19 protein-coding genes are annotated in these 18780 nt (G+C 70.0%); 15 read left to right on the forward strand and 4 right to left on the reverse strand.

The features are described from left to right. Positions 1-133: 133 nt before the first annotated feature. The gene (locus tag RN02_RS25015) at positions 134-679 is read left to right on the forward strand and encodes a GNAT family N-acetyltransferase (RefSeq protein WP_043317697.1); all 546 of its coding nucleotides are present in this window, start codon (positions 134-136) and stop codon (positions 677-679) included. Here RN02_RS25015 and RN02_RS25020 read toward each other — a convergent pair. Next, a complete protein-coding gene (locus RN02_RS25020) occupies positions 655-2043 on the reverse strand; it encodes an aminotransferase-like domain-containing protein (RefSeq protein WP_043317699.1) in 1389 nt (462 codons plus the stop codon). The two genes, RN02_RS25015 and RN02_RS25020, sit on opposite strands and share 25 nt — an antisense overlap. Positions 2044-2193: 150 nt before the next feature. Here RN02_RS25020 and RN02_RS25025 point away from each other — a divergent pair, with 150 nt between their 5' ends. From RN02_RS25025 to RN02_RS25045, 5 genes are all read left to right on the forward strand, one after another. Further along, positions 2194-3474 carry a hydroxymethylglutaryl-CoA reductase, degradative gene (locus RN02_RS25025; protein ID WP_043317701.1) on the forward strand — a complete coding sequence of 427 codons (1281 nt, stop codon included), beginning with the start codon at positions 2194-2196 and terminating at the stop codon, positions 3472-3474. Beyond that, on the forward strand, positions 3471-4391 hold the full coding sequence (locus RN02_RS25030; protein WP_043317703.1) for a hydroxymethylglutaryl-CoA lyase: 921 nt from the start codon (positions 3471-3473) through the stop codon (positions 4389-4391). Before RN02_RS25025 ends, RN02_RS25030 begins: the two co-directional genes overlap by 4 nt. 33 nt (positions 4392-4424) lie before the next feature. Next, positions 4425-4916, forward strand: coding sequence for a hypothetical protein (locus RN02_RS25035; protein ID WP_052267860.1), 492 nt, complete (start codon positions 4425-4427; stop codon positions 4914-4916). Beyond that, positions 4916-6298, forward strand: a complete 1383-nt coding sequence (locus RN02_RS25040) for a tripartite tricarboxylate transporter permease (RefSeq protein WP_043317705.1) — start codon at positions 4916-4918, stop codon at positions 6296-6298. Before RN02_RS25035 ends, RN02_RS25040 begins: the two co-directional genes overlap by 1 nt. 160 nt (positions 6299-6458) lie before the next feature. Beyond that, positions 6459-6908 carry a YbaK/EbsC family protein gene (locus RN02_RS25045; RefSeq protein ID WP_043317706.1) on the forward strand — a complete coding sequence of 150 codons (450 nt, stop codon included), beginning with the start codon at positions 6459-6461 and terminating at the stop codon, positions 6906-6908. 15 nt (positions 6909-6923) lie between these two features. Here RN02_RS25045 and RN02_RS25050 read toward each other — a convergent pair whose 3' ends face one another. Beyond that, positions 6924-7829: a LysR family transcriptional regulator gene (locus tag RN02_RS25050; RefSeq protein WP_043317708.1), complete on the reverse strand. Its 906-nt coding sequence runs from the start codon at positions 7827-7829 to the stop codon at positions 6924-6926. Between the two features lie 99 nt (positions 7830-7928). Here RN02_RS25050 and RN02_RS25055 point away from each other — a divergent pair, with 99 nt between their 5' ends. From RN02_RS25055 to ycaC, 3 genes are all read left to right on the forward strand, one after another. Next, the gene (locus RN02_RS25055; protein WP_043317710.1) at positions 7929-8795 is read left to right on the forward strand and encodes a pirin family protein; all 867 of its coding nucleotides are present in this window, start codon (positions 7929-7931) and stop codon (positions 8793-8795) included. Positions 8796-8895: 100 nt separating this feature from the next. Further along, entirely contained in the window at positions 8896-9564 is a 669-nt protein-coding gene (locus tag RN02_RS25060) for an isochorismatase family protein (RefSeq protein WP_043317712.1), read from the forward strand. Positions 9565-9619: 55 nt separating this feature from the next. After that, a complete protein-coding gene (gene ycaC, locus RN02_RS25065) occupies positions 9620-10246 on the forward strand; it encodes an isochorismate family cysteine hydrolase YcaC (protein WP_043317714.1) in 627 nt (208 codons plus the stop codon). Positions 10247-10667: 421 nt separating this feature from the next. Here ycaC and RN02_RS25070 read toward each other — a convergent pair whose 3' ends face one another. Further along, a complete protein-coding gene (locus RN02_RS25070) occupies positions 10668-11591 on the reverse strand; it encodes a LysR substrate-binding domain-containing protein (protein ID WP_043317715.1) in 924 nt (307 codons plus the stop codon). 115 nt (positions 11592-11706) lie between these two features. Between RN02_RS25070 and RN02_RS25075 the strand changes: the two genes are divergently transcribed. The 5 genes from RN02_RS25075 (at position 11707) to RN02_RS25095 (ending at position 17262) form a co-directional block, all read left to right on the forward strand. Next, positions 11707-12534 (forward strand): FAS1-like dehydratase domain-containing protein, encoded by an 828-nt coding sequence (locus RN02_RS25075; protein WP_043317717.1) that lies wholly within the window; start codon positions 11707-11709, stop codon positions 12532-12534. A gap of 20 nt (positions 12535-12554) precedes the next feature. Further along, positions 12555-13715 (forward strand): acyl-CoA dehydrogenase family protein, encoded by a 1161-nt coding sequence (locus RN02_RS25080; RefSeq protein WP_043317719.1) that lies wholly within the window; start codon positions 12555-12557, stop codon positions 13713-13715. A gap of 25 nt (positions 13716-13740) precedes the next feature. Then, a complete protein-coding gene (locus RN02_RS25085) occupies positions 13741-15090 on the forward strand; it encodes an MmgE/PrpD family protein (protein ID WP_043317722.1) in 1350 nt (449 codons plus the stop codon). A 138-nt stretch (positions 15091-15228) separates the two neighbouring features. Then, complete coding sequence (locus RN02_RS25090) at positions 15229-16419, forward strand: CaiB/BaiF CoA transferase family protein (RefSeq protein WP_043317724.1); 1191 nt, start codon at positions 15229-15231, stop codon at positions 16417-16419. 24 nt (positions 16420-16443) lie between these two features. Beyond that, positions 16444-17262, forward strand: coding sequence for an HpcH/HpaI aldolase/citrate lyase family protein (locus RN02_RS25095; RefSeq protein ID WP_043317726.1), 819 nt, complete (start codon positions 16444-16446; stop codon positions 17260-17262). 133 nt (positions 17263-17395) lie between these two features. On the opposite strand, the gene RN02_RS25100 is transcribed toward RN02_RS25095, so the two are convergent. After that, positions 17396-17740, reverse strand: a complete 345-nt coding sequence (locus RN02_RS25100; protein ID WP_009622067.1) for a cupin domain-containing protein — start codon at positions 17738-17740, stop codon at positions 17396-17398. Positions 17741-18024: 284 nt separating this feature from the next. On the opposite strand from RN02_RS25100, the gene RN02_RS25105 reads away from it, so the two are divergent. Beyond that, positions 18025-18531, forward strand: coding sequence for a DUF3015 domain-containing protein (locus RN02_RS25105; RefSeq protein WP_009622065.1), 507 nt, complete (start codon positions 18025-18027; stop codon positions 18529-18531). Positions 18532-18780 lie beyond the last annotated feature (249 nt).

The following is an 18780-nucleotide window of genomic DNA, read 5'->3' on the forward strand; positions in this document are numbered from 1 at the left end:
TCCGCAGCCCCCTGGAGCGGCGGGCCGGCCCTGCTCGTAGTAAAGCAGGCGCCAGGGCTGCCGTCAGCGCAGGTGCCGACAGCGCCGGGCTGCGCTAGGCTGGCGAACCGTCATCGCCCGAAGAACCCCCGCCATGCCGACGCCACCCGTGGAGTACCGCCTGACGACCCGCGACGCCGTGCTGGTGCGCCCCAGCCTGGCGCTCTGCGAGCCCTTGCGCCGGGCGCTGCAGGACAGCTACGGGGAGCACGCGCCCTTCCTCGACTGGGTGACCCCGCAGGTGAGCGCCGAGCAGGTGCTGCGCTCGCTCAAGGGCGCCATCGCCAACTACGCCGTGCCCTTGGCGGAGAAGCGCCTGTTCCTGCTGTCCGCAGACCGCGCCGAGGTGATCGGCTGCATCGGCCTGCAGCCGCGGGGCAGGGGAGAGAGCTACGTGATCGGCTACTGGGCCAGTTCGCGCTTCGCCGGCCAGGGCTACCTGAGCGCGGCGCTGCGCGAAGTCTGCGGGCAGTTGCCGCGGGCCCGGCTGTACCTCACCACGTCCTCGGCCAACCCGCGCAGCCAGCGCCTGGCCGAGGCCGCCGGCTTCCGCCTGGTGCGCACCCTGCGCGGGGTGCGCAACGATGCCTGGCACGGCACCCAGGACACCCTCATCTATCGTCGCGAGCCACGGGCCTGACGCACACAGGCGGCGAACAGCGGGTCCTGCAGGTAGGCCACGTTCAGGCGCAGCCAGGGGTTGGCCTGGCCGCGGTCGGTGCTGAAGATCGCGCCCGGCGCCAGGGCCAGGGCCTGGGGCAGCACGTCGCGGGTGAAGGCCTCTGCGTCGTCGATGTGCGGGAAGCGCGCCCACAGGTACAGGCTCTGCTGCGGGCGGCACAGCACTTCGGCGCCCAGCGCGTCCAGCACCGCGAGCCCGGCGTGGGTGGCGGCGGCGACCTGGGCCTGCAGGCGGGTGAGGTGGCGCAGGAAGTAGCCTTCGCCCAGCGCCACGTCTACCGTGCGCTCGCACAGCTCCGAGCAACTGGTGTGCAGCAGCATCTTCAGGTCCGCCAGTTCCTCGATGCGCTCGCGGCTGCCGGCGATGAAGCCGACCCGCAGCGAGGCCGAGATCGACTTGGAGAAGCTGCCGACGTAGAGCGTGCGGCGTAGCTGGTCGAGGGTGGCGACCTTGATCGCCGAGCTGGGCTTGAAGTCGGCCATGGCGTCGTCCTCCACCAGCAGCAGGTCGTGCTCGTCGGCCAGTTTCAGCAACTGGTGCGCCTTCACCGGCGAGATGTCCGAGCCGGTGGGGTTGTGCCCCACCGACTGCAGGAAGAACAGCTTCGGCCGCTCGCGGCGCAGCAGTTGCTCCAGCGCCTGCAGGTCCGGCCCGTCGGCCAGGCGCGGCACGCTGAGCATGCGCGCGCCCTGCAGTTGCAGCTTGCCGAACAGCGGGTAGTAGCCGGGGTTCTCCACCAGCACTGCGTCGCCGGGGGCGACGAAGCGCCGGACGATCAGGTCCAGCGCATGGTTGGCGCCGTGGGTGGTGAGGATCTGCCGCGGGTTGCCGTCGATGGCGTAGCCGGCCAGGCGGCGCACCAGGCTCTGGCGCAGGGCCGGGTTGCCCAGGCGGTTGCCGTAGCGGAACAGCGAATTGGCGTCGGTGCGCAGCACCTGGCGGGTGAAGCGGTCCAGGCGCATGTCCTGCAGCCAGGCCACCGGCGGGAAGCCTTCGCCCAGCGGCGCCCGGGCCGGCTCGTGGACGAACTGCTGGCGCATCATCCAGATGGTGTCCAGGGCGCGGGTGTAGGGCAGCGGCTCCTCGGCCTCGCTGCTGCGCGGGGCGCTGGCGCGGACGAAGAAGCCCTTGCCGTGGCGCGCTTCCACCAGGCCCTGGGCGGCCAGCAGCTCGTAGGCGGTGATCACGGTGTTCTTCGAATGGCCGTGCAGGCGCATGTATTCGCGCAGCGAGGGCAGGCGGTCGCCGCGCTGCAGCGCGCCTTCGCGGATCTGCCGGGCGAGGGACTGGGCGACCTGTTCGGCGAGGGTCTGGCGGGGCACGGCGGTCTCCGGGGTGTCATGGGTACAGTGTGGGTACTGTTGGGGCCAACTGTACCTTCATCGGCGGGACCAGTCATAGCACCTTGGGGCCTCGGGCGGCCCGGCGCCGCCCGCACCCCACTCCACACAAGAATGACAATGGACGCCCCAATGCTCATCGATTCCCGCCTTCCCGCATTCCGCAACCTGTCGCCACGCCAACGTCTCGACCACCTCGCAGCCCTGTTGCAGCTGCCCGAGCTGCAGCACCTGGCCACGCCCGGCGCACTGCCGCTGGAGGTGGCCGACGGCATGATCGAGAACGTGCTCGGCACTTTCGAGCTGCCCTACGCGGTGGCCAGCAACTTCGTGGTCAACGGCCGCGAGCTGCTGGTGCCGATGGTGGTGGAGGAGCCGTCGATCGTCGCCGCCGCCTCCTACATGGCCAAGCTGGCCCGCGCCGGCGGCGGCTTCCAGACTTCGAGCAGCGCGCCGCTGATGCGCGCCCAGGTCCAACTGGTGGGCCTGGGCGACCCGTTCAACGCGCGCCTGGCGCTGCTGCGGCACAAGGACGAGATCGTCGAGCTGGCCAACCGCAAGGACCAGCTGCTCAACAGCCTGGGCGGCGGCTGCCGCGACCTGGAAGTGCACTGCTTCTCCGACAGCCCGCGCGGGCCGATGCTGGTGGCGCACCTGATCGTCGACGTGCGCGACGCCATGGGCGCCAACACGGTGAACACCATGGCCGAGGCCGTGGCCCCGCTGATGGAGCGCATCAGCGGCGGCCAGGCGCGCCTGCGCATCCTCTCCAACCTCGCCGACCTGCGCCTGGCCCGGGCCCAGGTCCGTATCGCCCCACAGCAGTTGCAGTCGCCGGACTACAGCGGCGAAGCGGTGATCGAGGGCATCCTCGACGCCTACTGCTTCGCCGCCGTCGACCCCTACCGCGCGGCCACACACAACAAGGGCATCATGAACGGTATCGACCCCCTGATCGTCGCCACCGGCAACGACTGGCGCGCCGTGGAGGCGGGCGCCCACGCCTACGCCTGCCGCAGCGGCCACTACGGCTCGCTGAGCACCTGGGAGAAGGACGCCGAGGGACACCTGGTGGGCAGCATCGAGATGCCCATGCCGGTGGGCCTGGTTGGCGGCGCCACCCGCACCCATCCGCTGGCGCAATTGTCGCTGCGCATCCTCGCCGTGCGCAGCGCCCAGGAACTGGCCGAAATCGCCGTGGCCGTGGGCCTGGCGCAGAACCTCGGGGCCTTGCGCGCCCTGGCCTGCGAAGGCATCCAGCGCGGCCACATGGCCCTGCACGCGCGCAACATCGCCCTGGTGGCCGGCGCCCGCGGCGAGGAAGTGGACTGGCTGGCCCGGCGCCTGGTGGAGGCCGGCGACGTGCGCGCCGACCGCGCCGTGGAGCTGCTGCGCGAAAGGCGCGGCGCATGAGCGGCTTCGTCAGGATCGTCGAGGTCGGCCCGCGCGACGGTCTGCAGAACGAGCCACAGGTGTTGCCGGTGGAGGCGCGCATCGATCTGGTCCGGCAACTGGCGGACGCCGGGCTGCGGCACATCGAGGCCGGCGCCTTCGTCTCGCCGCGCTGGGTGCCGCAGATGGCCGGCAGCGACGAGGTGCTGCGGCGCCTCGGGCACCGGCCCGGGGTGCGCTTCAGCGCCCTGGTGCCCAACCTGGTGGGCCTGGAGGCAGCGCTGGCGGCGGGCTGCGAGGAGGTGGCGGTGTTCGCTGCCGCCTCCGAGGCCTTCTCCCAGCGCAACATCAACTGCTCCATCGACGACAGCCTGCTCCGCTTCGAGCCGGTGCTGGCGCTGGCCCGCGAGCGGGGCGTGCGGGTGCGCGGCTACGTGTCCTGCGTGCTCGACTGCCCCTACAGCGGCCCGGTGGCGCCGCAGCAGGCCGGCGAGGTGGCCGAGCGCCTGCATGCCCTGGGCTGCTACGAGATCAGCCTGGGCGACACCCTCGGCAAGGGCACCCCGGACGCCACCGCGCGGCTGCTGGAGCATTGCGCCCAGCGCCTGCCGCTGACGGCGCTCGCTGGGCACTTCCACGACACCTTCGGCATGGCCCTGGCCAACCTGCACGCGGCGCTGCAGGCCGGGGTGCGCACCTTCGACAGCTCGCTTGCCGGCCTCGGCGGCTGCCCCTATTCGCCGGGCGCCGGCGGCAACGTCGCCACCGAGGACGTGCTGCACCTGCTGCACGGCATGGGCTACGCCACCGGTATCGACCTGCCGGCCGTGGCCCGCCTGGGCACCCTCATCAGCCGCCGCCTGGGCCGGCCCAACACCTCGCGCGCCGGCCGCGCCCTGGTGGCCGCCGAGCGCCGCAGCACCGCGCCCGCACTCTGACAACAAGAAGCCCGGCAGGGCAGGAGACTCACCATGGACACCCGCGACAGGGCGCCGCTGCCAGCGCCGAACCCGCATCCCGATTCCCGCCTCTATGAAGTCTGGGGCGACACCGTCGACAGCCGCCACCTGGCCGGCGCCATCGCCATAGGCGCGCTGGTCAGCCTGGGCGCCTTCCTGCTCGCCGAGCGGCTGTTCCTCGGCCTGGTCGAATCCGCGCAGATGGCCCGCGCCTACGCGATGCTGGTGGGCATCCTCGGCTGCCTGGCCGGCGGGGCGATCAGCGCCGTGCTGTTCAAGCCCAAGCGCCGGGTGGTCGAGCACGTGGCCGACGCCGCCTGGCGCGAGCGCGCCCTGCGCGAGCTGGAGGCCGAATACGGCGGCCTCGGCGAACTGCACGACCTGCCGCCGGAGGTACTGGCGGAGCTGAAGGAAGTCCAGCTGTACGAGCTGTTCGCCCAGGCGAGCGCGTCCCGGGAGAAGCCCGCGCCCGCCGTGGCGCCGGCAACGGGAGGGGCGGCCTGATGGAGCTTTTCATCGAGCAGTTGCCCATCGCCCTGTTGATGGCCGTGACGGGTGCGCTGCTGTTCGCCGCCATCGGCCTGGTCTCCGGCAGCGACGAAACCACCACCCTGGCGCCGCTGACGCTGCTGGTGGTGCTGCTGGGCGTGGCGCCGGCCGGGGTGTTCGCCTTCTTCCTCGCCGGCGCGGTGGCCAAGCACATGACCCACGCGGTGCCCACGGCGCTGCTGGGCATCCCCGGCGACACCATGGCCACGCCGCTGATGCGCGAGGCGAACTTCCTGCGCAACCTCGGCGTGCCGCACATCGCCCTGCGCAAGATGATCTCCGGCGCGGTGCTGGCGGCGTTCCTCGCGGTGCCCCTGGCGGTGCTCTTCGCGGTGCTGCTGGCGCCCTTCGGCGCGGCCATCAAGCAGGCGGCGCCCTGGGTGTTCCTCTGCGCGGCCCTGGCCATCGCCTGGTTCTCCGCCGGGCGCTGGGCCGCGCTGCTGGCCCTGGGGCCCTTCGTGCTGCTGATAGTGGCGCTGCAGACGCTGACCGCCCAGCAAGGGGTGAAGCTTACGGTCAGCTACTTCCTCGGTATCGCCGTGGGGCCGCTGATCGTCTCGCTGTTCGCCCTGCTGGCGCCCGCCGAGCGCCAGCGCATGCGCCGCAGCGAGCCGCGCACCTTCGCCCTGGCGCCGGACGTGAAGGGCTGGGACGGCTATTTCCCCAACCCGCTCAAGGTGCTCGACCGCCGCCAGACCGGCTGGACCCTCGGCACCGCCGCGCTGTCCAGCGCCACCTTCGTGTTCAGCCCGGTGGCCATGACGGTGATCCTCGGCGAGGTCGTCGGCTCGCGCATCCGCCACGCCTACCACCGCCTGACCTCGGTGCTGGCCGTGCGCAACGGGGTGACCGAATCCACCTACATCGCCGAGGCGATGATCCCGCTGATCGCCTTCGGCCTGCCGCTCAGCCCGGTGGCCGCGGGCCCGGCGGCGCCGCTGTTCAACGCGCCGCCGCGCTTCCACGTGGAGGCCGCCAGCGGCCAGGTGCACAACCTGCACAGCCTGATGGGCCCCTGGGAATTCCTCGTGGTCGGCCTGCTGGCGGTGCTGGTGGCGGCGCTCGTCGCCTATCCCTTTGCGATGAACTTCGCCCACCGCGCCGCCGCGTTCGTCTCGCGGCGCGTCAGCCACGAGGCGGTGATCGCCACCTTCGTCGGCCTGGTCCTGGTGGTCGGCCTGTGGGAGGGCGGGCTGCTGGGCCTGCTGGTGATCCTCAGCATGGGCCTGGTCGGCGGCCTGCTCGGGCGCTTCCTCGGCTTCAACATCGGCGTGCAGTTCATGGGCTTCTACAGCGCCGTCCTCAGCGTGCCGGCGCTGCTCGCGCTGGCCGGCTGACGCCCCTGGTCGGCCCGCCGTCCGCGCCGGGGCGGCGGCGCTAGACTGGAGCAAACGGGGGCGGGAAGCCCCCGCCAGCCGGCTGCGCCGGCGCCACGGGGCAGTGGGGCGGCGCCGCTTCCCGGAGGTGAGCCATGAGCATGTCCAGTCGCTTGCAGAATTGCCTGTCGCAGCATCGCAGCATCGCAGCCGCTACGATCTGCTGCCCCACGCCACGTCCATGACCACCCGCGAGGCCGCCCGCCGCGCCGGCGTGCCGCCGCAGCAGATGGCCAAGCCGGTGATCCTCGACGACTTCCAGGGCCACTGGCTGATGGCCGTGGTGCCGGCCAGCCGCCAGGTCGACCTGCACAAGGTGCACAAGCTCACCCGGCGCAACTGGCGCCTGGCCCGCGAGGGCGATTTCTCCGCGCGCTTCGAGGACTGCGCGCCCGGCGCCATCCCGGCGGTGGGCAGCCTGTTCGGCCTGGAAACCCTGATCGACGAATCCCTGGGCGAGCAGGCGGACATCTACTTCGAGGCCGGCGACCACAACGCCGTGGTGCACATGAGCGGCCGCCAGTACCTGGAACTGATGCCCGAGGCGCGGCAAGGGCGCTTCTGCGAATAGCCGGGTCGGTGGGCGTCAGGCCATGTCGCTGTGGGCGAAGCCCTGGCCGAGGAAGTCCAGCAGGCCGCGCACCGACGGCAGCAGGCCGCGCCGGGACGGGTAGACGGCATGCACGATGCCGGTCCGCGGCGCCCAGTCCGGCAGCAGGTTGACCAGGCTGCCGTCGGCCAGTTGCTCGCGCACCACCACCGAGGGCAGGTGCACGGCGCCCACGCCGGCCACCGCCGCCTGGCGCAGCGCCATCAGATCATCGGTGATCAGCCGCGGCTGGTAGCGGGCCTGGGCGCGCACGCCGTCGGGGCCGTCCAACTGCCACTGGTAGTCGCGCTGCGGCGAGCCCCAGTGCAGCGTCGGCAGCGCCGCCACCTCCGTGGGCGAGGGGCGCTCGCCCAGGCGCTGGCGCAGGGCCGGCGCGCCCACCACCATCTGCCGGCTCTCACCCAGCACCTTCATCACCAGCTCGCTGCCTTCCAGTGGCGGGAAGCGCACACGCAGGGCGATGTCGAAGCCTTCCTGGATCAGGTCCACCTGGCGGTTGGTGGCCTCCACCTGCAGCTCCACCAGCGGGTAGCGCAGCATGAACTCGGCCAGCATCGGGCCGACCCAGAAGTTCAGCAGCGCCGTGGGGCAGCTCAGCCGCACCCGGCCCTGGGGCTCGGCGCGGTGGCGGTCGATGACCTCGGCGGCGCCCTCGGCCTCCACCAGCATGGCCAGACAGTGGCGGTGGTATTCCTGGCCGATCTCGGTCACCGAGAAGTGCCGGGTGGAGCGCTGGATTAGGCGCACGCCCAGGCGTTCCTCCAGGGCGGCGATGCGCCGGCTGAGCTTCGACTTGGGCTCGCCCAGGGCGCGCCCGGCCGGGGCGAAGCCGCCATGCTCGACCACCTGGGCGAAGTAGTAGAGGTCGTTGAGGTCTTCCACGGCGCTGTTCTCCAAATGGAACGCTGAAGGTGATTTTCGCAGTCTACCGGCTATAGCGTTGCAGTTCTAAGGTGGCTCCAGACTCTCAGGAGGCACCCCATGAAAGACATCCTCGGCATCTACAGCGCCCCGAGCCCGCACTGGGTCGGCGACGGCTTCCCGGTCCGCACCCTGTTCTCCTACGACCGCCTGGGCAACCAGCTCAGCCCCTTCCTGCTGCTCGACCACGCCGGGCCGCAGGACTTCCCCGGCGACGGCGCCCGGCGCGGCGTCGGCCAGCACCCGCACCGCGGCTTCGAGACCGTCACCCTGGTCTACGAGGGCGAGCTGGAGCATCGCGACTCCAGCGGCGCCGGCGGACGCATCGGCCCCGGCGACGTGCAATGGATGACCGCCGGCGCCGGCATCCTCCACGAGGAATACCACGCCCCGGCCTTCAGCCGCAGCGGCGGCACCCTGCACATGGTGCAGCTGTGGGTGAACCTGCCGGCGCGCGACAAGCTCACCGCGCCGGCCTACCAGACCCTGCTGGACGCCAGCATCCCCCGCGCCGAGCTGCCTGGCGGCGCCGGCCAACTGCGGGTGATCGCCGGCGACTACCGCGGCCACCGCGGCCCGGCCCACAGCTTCAGCCCGCTGGACCTGTGGGACCTGCGCCTGAACGCCGGCAAGGCCTTCGAACTGCGCGTCGAGCCGGGCCGCAACACGGCGCTGGTGGTGCTGCGCGGCAGCCTGCGGCTGAACGGCGGGCAACGGGCGGAGGAGGGCCAACTGGTGCTGTTCGAGCGGCAAGGCGATGCCATCCACGTTGAGACCGAAAGCGACGCCCTGGCGCTGCTGCTGTCCGGCGAGCCGCTGGACGAACCCATCGTCGGCTACGGCCCCTTCGTCATGAACAGCCGCGAGCAGATCGAGCAGGCCCTCGACGACTTCCGTCGCGGGCGTTTCGGACAGATGGCCGGCTGAGCGTCACGTGCCGGACTCGGCCAGCGCCTAGTCTGGTTGGATGCCCGCGCCGGAGCGCGCGGGCTGTTCGGGCAGGACGCCCATTTGCGAGGAAACGGAAATGAATAACTTCGGCAACGTCGCCAACTTCGACGGCCAGCGCCCGGTGATCGACCCCGACGACACCGCCATGCTGCTGATCGACCATCAGAGCGGGCTGTTCCAGACGGTCAAGGACATGCCCATGACCGAACTGCGCGCCAACGCCATCACCCTGGCGAAGATTCCGCTGATCACCACAGCCTCGGTGCCCCAGGGCCCCAATGGCCCGCTGATCCCCGAGATCCACGAGGCCGCGCCGCATGCGCAGTACGTGGCGCGCAAGGGTGAGATCAACGCCTGGGACAACCCCGACTTCGTCGCCGCAGTGGAGAAGACCGGCAAGAAGACCCTGGTCATCGCCGGCACCATCACCAGCGTGTGCATGGCCTTCCCGGCGATCGCCGCGGTCAACGCCGGCTACCGGGTGTTCGCGGTGATCGACGCCTCCGGCACCTACTCCAAGGCCGCCCAGGAAATCACCCTGGCCCGCGTGGTGCAGGCCGGCGTGGTGCCCATGGACACCGCCGCGGTGTGCTCGGAAATCCAGCGCACCTGGAACCGCCCCGACGCCGCCGAGTGGGCCGAGGCCTACAGCCACATCTTCCCGCACTACCGCCTGCTGATCGAAAGCTATGCCAAGGCCCAGGCGGTGGTGAGCAACCACGAAACGCTGGATTCGCAGCGCTGACGACACCCCTTGCCCGGCGCGGGCCGGGCGTTTCCCCCAGCAAGAGGAAAGCGCAATGAGCAAGCCCTATGTTCGCCTCGACAAGACCCAGGCCGCCGTGCTGCTGGTCGACCACCAGGCCGGACTGCTGTCCCTGGTGCGCGACATCGAACCGGACAAGTTCAAGAACAACGTGCTGGCCCTGGCGGACCTGGCCAAGTACTTCAAGCTGCCGACCATCCTCACCACCAGCTTCGAGAGCGGCCCCAACGGCCCGCTGGTGCCGGAGCTGAAGGAACTCTTCCCCGACGCCCCGTACATCGCCCGTCCGGGCAACATCAACGCCTGGGACAACGAGGACTTCGTCAAGGCGGTGAAGGCCACCGGCAAGAAGCAACTGATCATCGCCGGCGTGGTTACCGAAGTCTGCGTGGCCTTCCCGGCGCTGTCGGCCCTGGAGGAAGGCTTCGACGTCTTCGTGGTGGCCGACGCTTCCGGCACCTTCAACGAAGTCACCCGCGACGCCGCCTGGCGCCGCATGGAAGCCGCCGGCGCGCAACTGATGACCTGGTTCGGCGTGGCCTGCGAACTGCACCGCGACTGGCGCAACGACATCGAGGGCCTGGCGGCGTTGTTCTCCAACCACATCCCGGACTACCGCAACCTGATCACCAGCTACAGCACGTTGACTGCTGGGAAGTGAGTCTGGGGCGCGCCGGTGCAGCGGTGCGCGCGGACCCACAGACCGCCGACCGGGGACGCCCGGTTGGCGGTTTTTTGGCTGAGCTTCGAGGGCGAAGTCCGTAGCCCGGCTCCCTGAGGGGCCGTTCGTGCCACCGGGACGTCCGGCGAGGCCGGTGAGTCCAATCGCGGACAAAGTCCGCTCCTACCCAAATCGGCGGGCACGGCTTTTGCTCTTCGTAGGAGCGCGCCCTGCGCGCGAATCGCGGGCAGGGCCCGCTACGGTTCCAGGAAGCACGGCTTTTCGTAGGATGGGTATCGCTTCGCTCAGCACCATCCTACGGGGTGGTTTGCCGGCGGGCGTAGGAACGGACTCTGTCCGCGATTCGGCGGATAGCGCCGTAGGTGTTATGCGCCCTACGAACGCGCAGCCGAGGGCGCTATTAAACCCCATCCGCAACCGCCCCCACGCTACCCTCATCCCCCACCCGCCGCAGCAACTCCACCAACGTCCGCGCACACCCCGGCAACGCCTCGCGCTCACGCATCAACACACTGCGCTCGCGCACCACCCAGGGCTCGTCCAGCTGCAGGATGCTCAACCCCATGCTGCGCTGGTGGCGGCGCGCCGCGGTTTCCGGGAGCACGCCGATGCCCACCCCGGCCTCGATCATCCGGCAGGCCGCCTCGAAGCTGGCCACCTGGATGCGCAGGTTGAGGGTGCCGCCCAGGCGTTCCACCTGCTCGCGCAGGAAGCTCTGCAGGGTGCTGCCCTCGTGCAGGCCGACGTGGAAATAGCCGAGGGTATCGGCCAGGGTAGGGCGGCCCAGGCGTTCCAGGGCATGGCCGGGCGGCACCACCAGCACCAGGTGGTCGGTGCTGAAGTGGAGGATCTCCAGGCCCTCGGCGCGCACCGGGCCGGCGACTATGCCCAGGTCCGCCGAGCCGTCGAGGATGGCGCGGACGATGTCGCGGTTCAGGCGCTCCTGCAGGTCCACGGTGACGGCGGGGCGCTCGGCGAGGAAGCCGGCCAGCACCTCCGGGAGGAACTCGGTGACCGCCGTGGTATTGGCGAAGATGCGGATGTGCCCGGCCTGGTCGCCGCCCTGTTCGCCGAAGTCGTCCTTGAGCCGTTCCACCTGGCGCAGGATCAGGCGCGCGTGCTGCAGCAGGCGCTGGCCGCTGGGAGTCAGCTCCACGCCGCGGTTGTCGCGGTACAGCAGACGGCTGTCGAGCTGGCCTTCCAGGGCCTTGATGCGGGCGCTGGCGGCCGCCGCCGAGAGGTGCGCGCGGCGGGCCCCCTGGGTCAGGCTGGGGGATTCGGCGATGTGCACGAAGAGGCGCAGGTCGGCCAGGTCGAAATGCATGGTGAAGGTATCCGGGTGGCGTTCGGTTTCGGTTAACGCCGGATTATGGAAATGCGGATTCTCGGAACGCAAGCCCCTCGGCATCCTGTTCGGAAACTTCCACGGAAGAGAAACCATGAGTGAAATGTCCTACGCAGCCTGGATAGGCCGCACCCAGGAAAGCCAGGAAGAACTGAGCACGCTGCTGGTCAGCCGCCTGGCCGCCACCCTCGGCGAGCCGGCCCCCGCCGCCGGCGAGGCGCTGCCGCCGCTGTGGCATTGGGCGTTCTTCCAGGACGCCGTGCCCGAGGCCGGCCTGGGCGCCGACGGCCACCCGGCGCGCGGCGGCTTCCTGCCGCCGGCGGACGGGCGCAACCGCATGTGGGCCGGCGGCCGCCTGGAGTTTCATGAGCCGCTGCGTGTCGGCCGGCAGGCCAGCCGGGTGACCACCATCCTCAAGGTCGAGGAAAAGCACGGGCGCACCGGCGCGCTGCTGTTCGTCACCCTGCGCCACGACTACCTGCAGGACGGCCGCCTGGCGCTGCGCGAAGAGCAGGACATCGTCTACCGCGAACCCAGCCCGCCCAAGCTCGGCGGCACCGAGGCGCTGCCCGAAGGCGCCTGGCGCGAGGCGGTCGAGCCCAGCCCGGTGCTGTTGTTCCGCTACTCGGCTGTAACCTTCAACGGCCACCGCATCCACTACGACTGGCCCTACGTTACCGGCGCCGAAGGCTACCCCGGCCTGGTGGTGCACGGCCCGCTGATCGCCACCCTGAACCTGCGCGCCTTCTGCCGCGCCAACCCCCAGGCGCGCCTGCGCCGTTTCGCCTACCGCGGCCTGCGCCCGCTGATCAGCCCCGAGCCGTTCGAGCTGGGCGGCCGCCCCAGCGGCCCCGGCAAGGCCGAGGTCTGGGCCGGCAACGCGGCCGGCATCGCCCAGCGCGGCGAAGTGGAATTCGACTGAACCCCCATCGAGGAACCCCCATGAGCAGCACCCCGGAAGAACTGCAGGCCATCCGCGAAGGCGTGCGCGCCCTGTGCGCGGAATTCCCCAGCGCCTACTGGCGCGAGATCGACGAACGCAAGGGCTTCCCCGAAGCCTTCGTCAAGGCCATGACCGAGGCCGGCTGGCTGTCGGCGATGATCCCCGAGGAATACGGCGGCTCCGGCCTGGGCCTGGCCGAGGCCTCGGTGATCCTCGAAGAGGTCAACCACTGCGGCGGCAACTCCGGGACCATCCACGGGCAGATGTACAACATGTTCACCCTGCTGCGGAATGGCAGCGAGGAACAGAAGCACTACTACCTGCCGAAGCTGGCCAGCGGCGAGCTGCGCCTGCAGTCCATGGGCGTCACCGAGCCGACCACCGGCACCGACACCACCAAGATCAAGACCACCGCCGTGCGCCAGGGCGACAAGTACGTCATCAACGGCCAGAAGGTGTGGATCTCCCGCGTACAGCACTCCGACCTGATGATCCTGCTGGCGCGCACCACGCCGCTGGCCGAGGTGAAGAAGAAGGCCGACGGCATGTCGATCTTCCTGGTCGACCTGCGCGAGGCCATCGGCAACGGCCTGACCGTGCAGCCGATCGCCAACATGGTCAACCACGAGACCAACGAGCTGTTCTTCGACAACCTGGAAATCCCCGCCAGCAGCCTGATCGGCGAGGAAGGCAAGGGTTTCCGCTACATCCTCGACGGGCTCAACGCCGAGCGCACGCTGATCGCCGCCGAGTGCATCGGCGACGGCCGCTGGTTCATCGAGAAGGCCAGCCAGTACGCCCGCGACCGCGTGGTGTTCGGCCGCCCGATCGGGCAGAACCAGGGCGTGCAGTTCCCCATCGCCGAGGCCCACATCGAGGTGGAAGCGGCCGACCTGATGCGCTGGAAGGCCTGCGCGGAATACGACGCCGGGCGCAACGCCGGGGCCGCGGCGAACATGGCCAAGTACCTGGCGGCCAAGGCCAGCTGGGAGGCGGCCAACGCCTGCCTGCAGACCCACGGCGGCTTCGGCTTCGCCAACGAGTACGACGTCGAGCGCAAGTTCCGCGAGACGCGCCTGTACCAGGTGGCGCCGATCTCCACCAACCTGATCCTGTCCTACGTGGCCGAGCACCTGCTCGAACTGCCGCGCTCCTTCTGACCTGCGAGCCCAAGGACGACAAGCGATGAACAATACCCACGCCCTGGCCGAATTCCTTGCCGGCCTGCGCTACGAAGACCTGCCGGCCGCGGTGGTCGCGCGCACCGAAGACCTGTTCCTCGACTGGCTCGGCTCGGCCCTGGCCAGCCAGGGCCGCCACCCGATCCCGCTGTTCCAGCGCTATGCACAACGCATGGGCCCCGCGGACGGACGCAGCCGCGTGCTGGTCGACGGTTCATCGACTTCGGCGTACTTCGCCGCGCTGGTCAATGGCGCCAGTTCACACCTGGTGGAACAGGACGACCTGCACAACAGCTCGGTGCTGCACCCGGCTACCGTGGTATTCCCGGCAGCCCTGGCCGCCGCGCAGGACCTGGGCAAGTCCGGCCGCGAGCTGATCCTCGCCGCCGTCGCCGGCTACGAGGCGGGCATCCGCATCGGCGAGTTCCTCGGCCGTTCGCATTACCGCATCTTCCACACCACCGCCACGGTCGGCACCCTGGCCGCCGCCGTAGCCGTTGGCAAGCTGCTGGGCTTCGACAGCCGCCAGTTGGTGAACTGCCTGGGCAGCGCCGGGACCCAGGCCGCCGGGCTCTGGGAGTTCCTCCGCGACGCCGCCGACTCCAAGCAGCTGCACACCGCCAAGGCCGCCGCCGATGGCCTGCTCGCCGCCTACCTGACCGCCGATGGCCTCAGCGGCGCGCAGAACATCCTCGAAGGCGAGCAGGGCATGGCCGCCGGCATGTCCAGCGACGCCGACCCGCGCTGGCTGGTGGACGGCCTGGGCAGCCGCTGGGCGCTGGTCGAGACCTCGTTCAAGTTCCACGCCTCCTGCCGCCACACCCATCCCGCGGCCGACGCCCTGCTGGCGCTGATGCAGCGCGAGGGGCTGCAGGCCGAGGACATCGAGCGCGTCACCACTCGCGTGCACCAGGGCGCCATCGACGTGCTCGGCCGTGTGGTCGTGCCGCAGACGGTGCACCAGGCGAAGTTCTCCATGGGCACGGTGCTGGGCCTGATCGCCGTACACGGCAAGGCCGGGCTGGTGGAGTTCGAGCAGTTCGCCCTGCAAGACCCGCGCGTGGCCGCCTTCCGCGACAAGGTGGGCATGCAGCTGGATACCGAAGTGGACGGCGCCTACCCGCAGCGCTGGCTGGGCCGCGTCGAGGTGCTCACCAGCGACGGCCGCCAGTTGCACGGCGGCATCGACGAGCCCAAGGGCGACCCGGGCAACAGCCTCAGCCGCGCCGAGCTGGAAGACAAGTTCCGCCGCCTGCTGGCCTTCGCCGGCGCCCGCGGCGAAGCCGAGGCCAGCCGACTGATCGATGCCAGCTGGCGCCTGCACGACCTGCCGAGCCTGGAAGCCTTTGCCTGAGTAGCCCACGGCCCGGGCGGGCGGCCTCCGGAACCCGGGGGTTCACAGAGCGCGGGGCGCCGCCCGCCCGGGCCGTGGATACACACCGATAGCGCCGCGCCGTCCATGGCGGCGGCGCACGAGACACCTGGAGCACCCATGAACCCGCGTCCCCTCGACGGCATCACCGTCATCAGCCTGGAACACGCCATCGCCGCGCCGTTCTGCACCCGCCAGCTGGCCGACCTCGGCGCCCGCGTCATCAAGGTCGAGCGCCCCGGCGTCGGCGACTTTGCCCGCGGCTATGACGAGCGCGTGCGCGGCATGGCCTCGCATTTCGTCTGGACCAACCGTTCCAAGCAGAGCCTGGTCCTGGACCTCAAGCAGGGCGAGGCCCACGCCGTGCTGGAGCAACTGCTGGAACAGGCCGACGTGCTGGTGCAGAACCTCGCGCCCGGCGCCGCCGCGCGCCTGGGGCTGTCGTTCGAGGCGCTGCACGAACGCTTCCCGCGCCTGATCGTCTGCGACATCTCCGGCTATGGCGAAGGCGGCCCCTACGAACAGAAGAAGGCCTACGACCTGCTGATCCAGAGCGAGAGCGGCTTCCTCTCGGTCACCGGCGGCCCCGGCTCGGACGAGATGGCCAAGGCCGGCTGCTCCATCGCCGACATCTCCGCCGGCATGTACGCCTACAGCGGCATCCTCTCGGCGCTGCTGCTACGCGGGCGCACGGGGGAGGGTAGCCGGGTGGAGGTCTCCATGCTCGAGGGCATGGCCGAGTGGATGGGCTTCCCCATGTACTACGCCTTCGAAGGCCAGGCGCAACCGCCGCGCGCCGGCGCGGCCCACGCCACCATCTACCCCTACGGGCCGTTCCCAGCCGGCGACGGCAAGAACGTGATGCTCGGCGTACAGAACGAGCGCGAGTGGAAGCTGTTCTGCGAAGTGGTGCTGCAGCGCCCGGAGCTGGCGGCGGACCCGCGCTTCACCGCCACCAGCCTGCGGGTGGCCAACCGCGAGGCCCTGCGCGCTCTGATCATCGAGGCCTTCGCCGGGCTGAGCGCGGCGCAAGTGGTGGAGCGCCTGGAACAGGCGCAGATCGCCAACGCCCACGTCAACGACATGCAGGGCCTGTGGAACCATCCGCAACTGCAGGCCCGCGACGCCTGGCGCGAGATCGACAGCCCGGTGGGCCGCCTGCCGGCGCTGCTGCCGCCGGCCCGCAGCAATGCCTATGCGCCGCGCATGGACGCCGTGCCGGGCCTGGGCGAGCATACCGACAGCCTGCTCGCCGAGCTGGGCTACAGCGCCGCCGACATCCAGCGCCTGCACGAGCAGGGCGCAGTGTGAGCCGAACCTGACCAAGGACCCCGCATGAGCCCCATCGTCCGTTCCGCCCTGTTCGTCCCCGGCAGCCGCCCGGAGCGCTTCGCCAAGGCCCTGGCCAGCGGCGCCGACGCCGTGATCGTCGACCTGGAAGACGCCGTCGAGCCCGCGCTCAAGGCCCGCGCCCGCAACGACCTGGCGGCCTTCCTCGAAGCCAATCCGCAGGCCCGCGTGCGAGTGCGGGTGAACGCCGCCGGGCACCCCGAGCACGTTGCGGACCTGGAACTGTGCCGGCGCCTACCTGGGGTGGCAGGCATTCTTCTGCCCAAGGTCGAATGCGCCGACGACCTGCGTGCCGCGTCAGCCTGCGGCAAGCCGATCTGGCCATTGATCGAAAGCGCCCGCGGCTTGCTGGCCGTGGGGGAAATAGCCGCCTGCGCCGGCGTCGAGCGCCTGACCTTCGGCGGACTCGACCTGGCCCTGGACATCGGCATGAGCAGCGGCACCGCGGCGGCGGCCAGCGTCTACGACCAGGTGCGCCTGAGCCTGCTGCTGCATTCGCGGGTCAACGGCCTGCAGGCGCCGCTGGACACCGTCTACCCGGCCTTCGACGACGCCGAAGGCTTCGCCGCCACCCTCCGCCACGGCCGCGACCTGGGCCTGGTGGGCGCGCTGTGCATCCACCCGAAGCAGGTCGCCGTGCTCCACGCCGCGCTGGCCCCCAGCGCCGAGGAACTGGCCTGGGCACGCCGGGTGCTGGCCGCGGCCGAAAGCGGCGCGGCGGCCTTCCAGGTGGACGGCCAGATGGTCGACGCCCCGGTCCTGGCCCGCGCCCGCCGGCTGCTCGCCAACGCAGGCGAGCCGTAGGGCGTACAAAGTCCTACACCTTCCGGCAATGCCCCGTAGGATGGTGTTGAGCTTGCGATACCCATCGCCACGGCCGCATGGGTTTCGCAAGCTCAACCCATCCTACAAAGAGCGCTTCGGTGCCGTAAGCCAATCAGGCGAACACGAAATACTTGCGCACCGTCTCCACCACTTCCCAGGTGCCTTTCAGCCCCGGCTCGATGACGAACACGTCGCCGGCCTTCAGGTGCACCGGCTGCTCGCCCTCGGGGGTGATGATGCAGTAGCCGTCGAGGAAGTGGCAGTACTCCCACTTCTCGTAGTTCACCTCGAACTTGCCGGGGGTGCAGATCCAGGTGCCCATGATCTTGCTGCCGTCCGCCGAGGTGTAGGCATTGAGGTTGACGGTGTGCGGGTCGCCGCCGATGCGCTTCCACTTGGTGGCATCCAGCACGGGGGTGGGGCAGGTTTCGCGCAGTACGGTGATGAAGTCGGACATGACAGCTCCAGGTCGGTGGGATGTGGCTCGCCACCATAGGGGCAACGGCCACGCCGGAGTTGCCTGGATTCGACGCCGATGTGCCTGGAAACGCTGCAGCCTTGACCCGTGGCAATCCATGCGAGGGGTGTTCCTGTATTCATTGTGCGAATCCTGCCGCCGGTAGGTTTGAAACCTGGCGATTCCTTGCCTACACCTAAAAGCGAGCCAGACTGTTGCAGCGATGCTGCGCAGCCGGGGAGTAGGGCACGCCAAATACGTCAAACGACCAAGGAACGACATCCATGACAAGCAAACTGCTCGGCAAGAGTGCGATCTTCGCGGTTCTCGGCGCCGCCAGCCTGTTCGCCCAGGCGGACCAGGCCGGGGGCAACGGCTGCGGTTGGGGCAACATGCTGTTCGAAGGGCAGCGCGGGTTGTTCCCGCACCTGCTGGCTACCACCACCAACGGGACTTCGGGCAACGCCACCTTCGGCCTGACTTCCGGCACCAACGGCTGCAACTCCGATGCGCGGCTGGGGTATGGCGGTCGTTCGATCTTTGCCATGAACGGCATGCTCGACAACATTGCCGAGGATATGGCCAAGGGGCATGGAGATGCGCTGGATGCCTATGCCACCCTGCTGGGGGTGCAGGCTCAGGATCGTGCGCATTTCGCGCAGGTTACTCAGCGGCACTTTGGGGAGATTTTTGCCAGTAAGGATGCGACTGGGGAGCAGGTTTATGCCAACACCTTGGCGGTGATGCAGCGTGATCCGACGCTGGCGCGCTATGCCAAGCAGCCTGCCTGAGGTTCGCGTAACGAGGCTGTTCACTTAAGAGAGAATGCCGTTTCTCTTCATGGGGGAAACGGCATTTTCATGTGGGGTGGGGCTAGGGCTTCGATTTTTAACTCGTCATTCCCGCGTTCGCGCACTACTGTCCGGAATATTTTCGAGGGGACGTCTGGAGGGCTTGCGGGGGCTGAAGGCACGGGTTAAACCGTTGAGCGCCAACTCAACCTCACAGCCCCCGCAAGATGTTCAGGATAAGCCGTTTTC

Source organism: Pseudomonas sp. PI1 (assembly GCF_000812405.1).
Taxonomy (GTDB): Bacteria; Pseudomonadota; Gammaproteobacteria; order Pseudomonadales; family Pseudomonadaceae; genus Pseudomonas; species Pseudomonas citronellolis.

Excerpts from the sequence above, each read along its gene's own strand:
- RN02_RS25095 (WP_043317726.1), top strand. The coding sequence starts at position 16,444 with ATGAGCCCCATCGTCCGTTCCGCCCTGTTCGTCCCCGGCAGCCGCCCG.
- RN02_RS25060 (WP_043317712.1), top strand. The coding sequence starts at position 8,896 with ATGAATAACTTCGGCAACGTCGCCAACTTCGACGGCCAGCGCCCGGTG.
- RN02_RS25055 (WP_043317710.1), top strand. The coding sequence starts at position 7,929 with ATGAAAGACATCCTCGGCATCTACAGCGCCCCGAGCCCGCACTGGGTC.
- RN02_RS25105 (WP_009622065.1), top strand. The coding sequence starts at position 18,025 with ATGACAAGCAAACTGCTCGGCAAGAGTGCGATCTTCGCGGTTCTCGGC.
- RN02_RS25075 (WP_043317717.1), top strand. The coding sequence starts at position 11,707 with ATGAGTGAAATGTCCTACGCAGCCTGGATAGGCCGCACCCAGGAAAGC.
- RN02_RS25040 (WP_043317705.1), top strand. The coding sequence starts at position 4,916 with ATGGAGCTTTTCATCGAGCAGTTGCCCATCGCCCTGTTGATGGCCGTG.
- RN02_RS25025 (WP_043317701.1), top strand. The coding sequence starts at position 2,194 with ATGCTCATCGATTCCCGCCTTCCCGCATTCCGCAACCTGTCGCCACGC.
- RN02_RS25100 (WP_009622067.1), bottom strand. The coding sequence starts at position 17,740 with ATGTCCGACTTCATCACCGTACTGCGCGAAACCTGCCCCACCCCCGTG.
- RN02_RS25080 (WP_043317719.1), top strand. The coding sequence starts at position 12,555 with ATGAGCAGCACCCCGGAAGAACTGCAGGCCATCCGCGAAGGCGTGCGC.
- RN02_RS25035 (WP_052267860.1), top strand. The coding sequence starts at position 4,425 with ATGGACACCCGCGACAGGGCGCCGCTGCCAGCGCCGAACCCGCATCCC.
- RN02_RS25070 (WP_043317715.1), bottom strand. The coding sequence starts at position 11,591 with ATGCATTTCGACCTGGCCGACCTGCGCCTCTTCGTGCACATCGCCGAA.
- RN02_RS25030 (WP_043317703.1), top strand. The coding sequence starts at position 3,471 with ATGAGCGGCTTCGTCAGGATCGTCGAGGTCGGCCCGCGCGACGGTCTG.
- RN02_RS25090 (WP_043317724.1), top strand. The coding sequence starts at position 15,229 with ATGAACCCGCGTCCCCTCGACGGCATCACCGTCATCAGCCTGGAACAC.
- RN02_RS25085 (WP_043317722.1), top strand. The coding sequence starts at position 13,741 with ATGAACAATACCCACGCCCTGGCCGAATTCCTTGCCGGCCTGCGCTAC.
- RN02_RS25015 (WP_043317697.1), top strand. The coding sequence starts at position 134 with ATGCCGACGCCACCCGTGGAGTACCGCCTGACGACCCGCGACGCCGTG.
- ycaC (WP_043317714.1), top strand. The coding sequence starts at position 9,620 with ATGAGCAAGCCCTATGTTCGCCTCGACAAGACCCAGGCCGCCGTGCTG.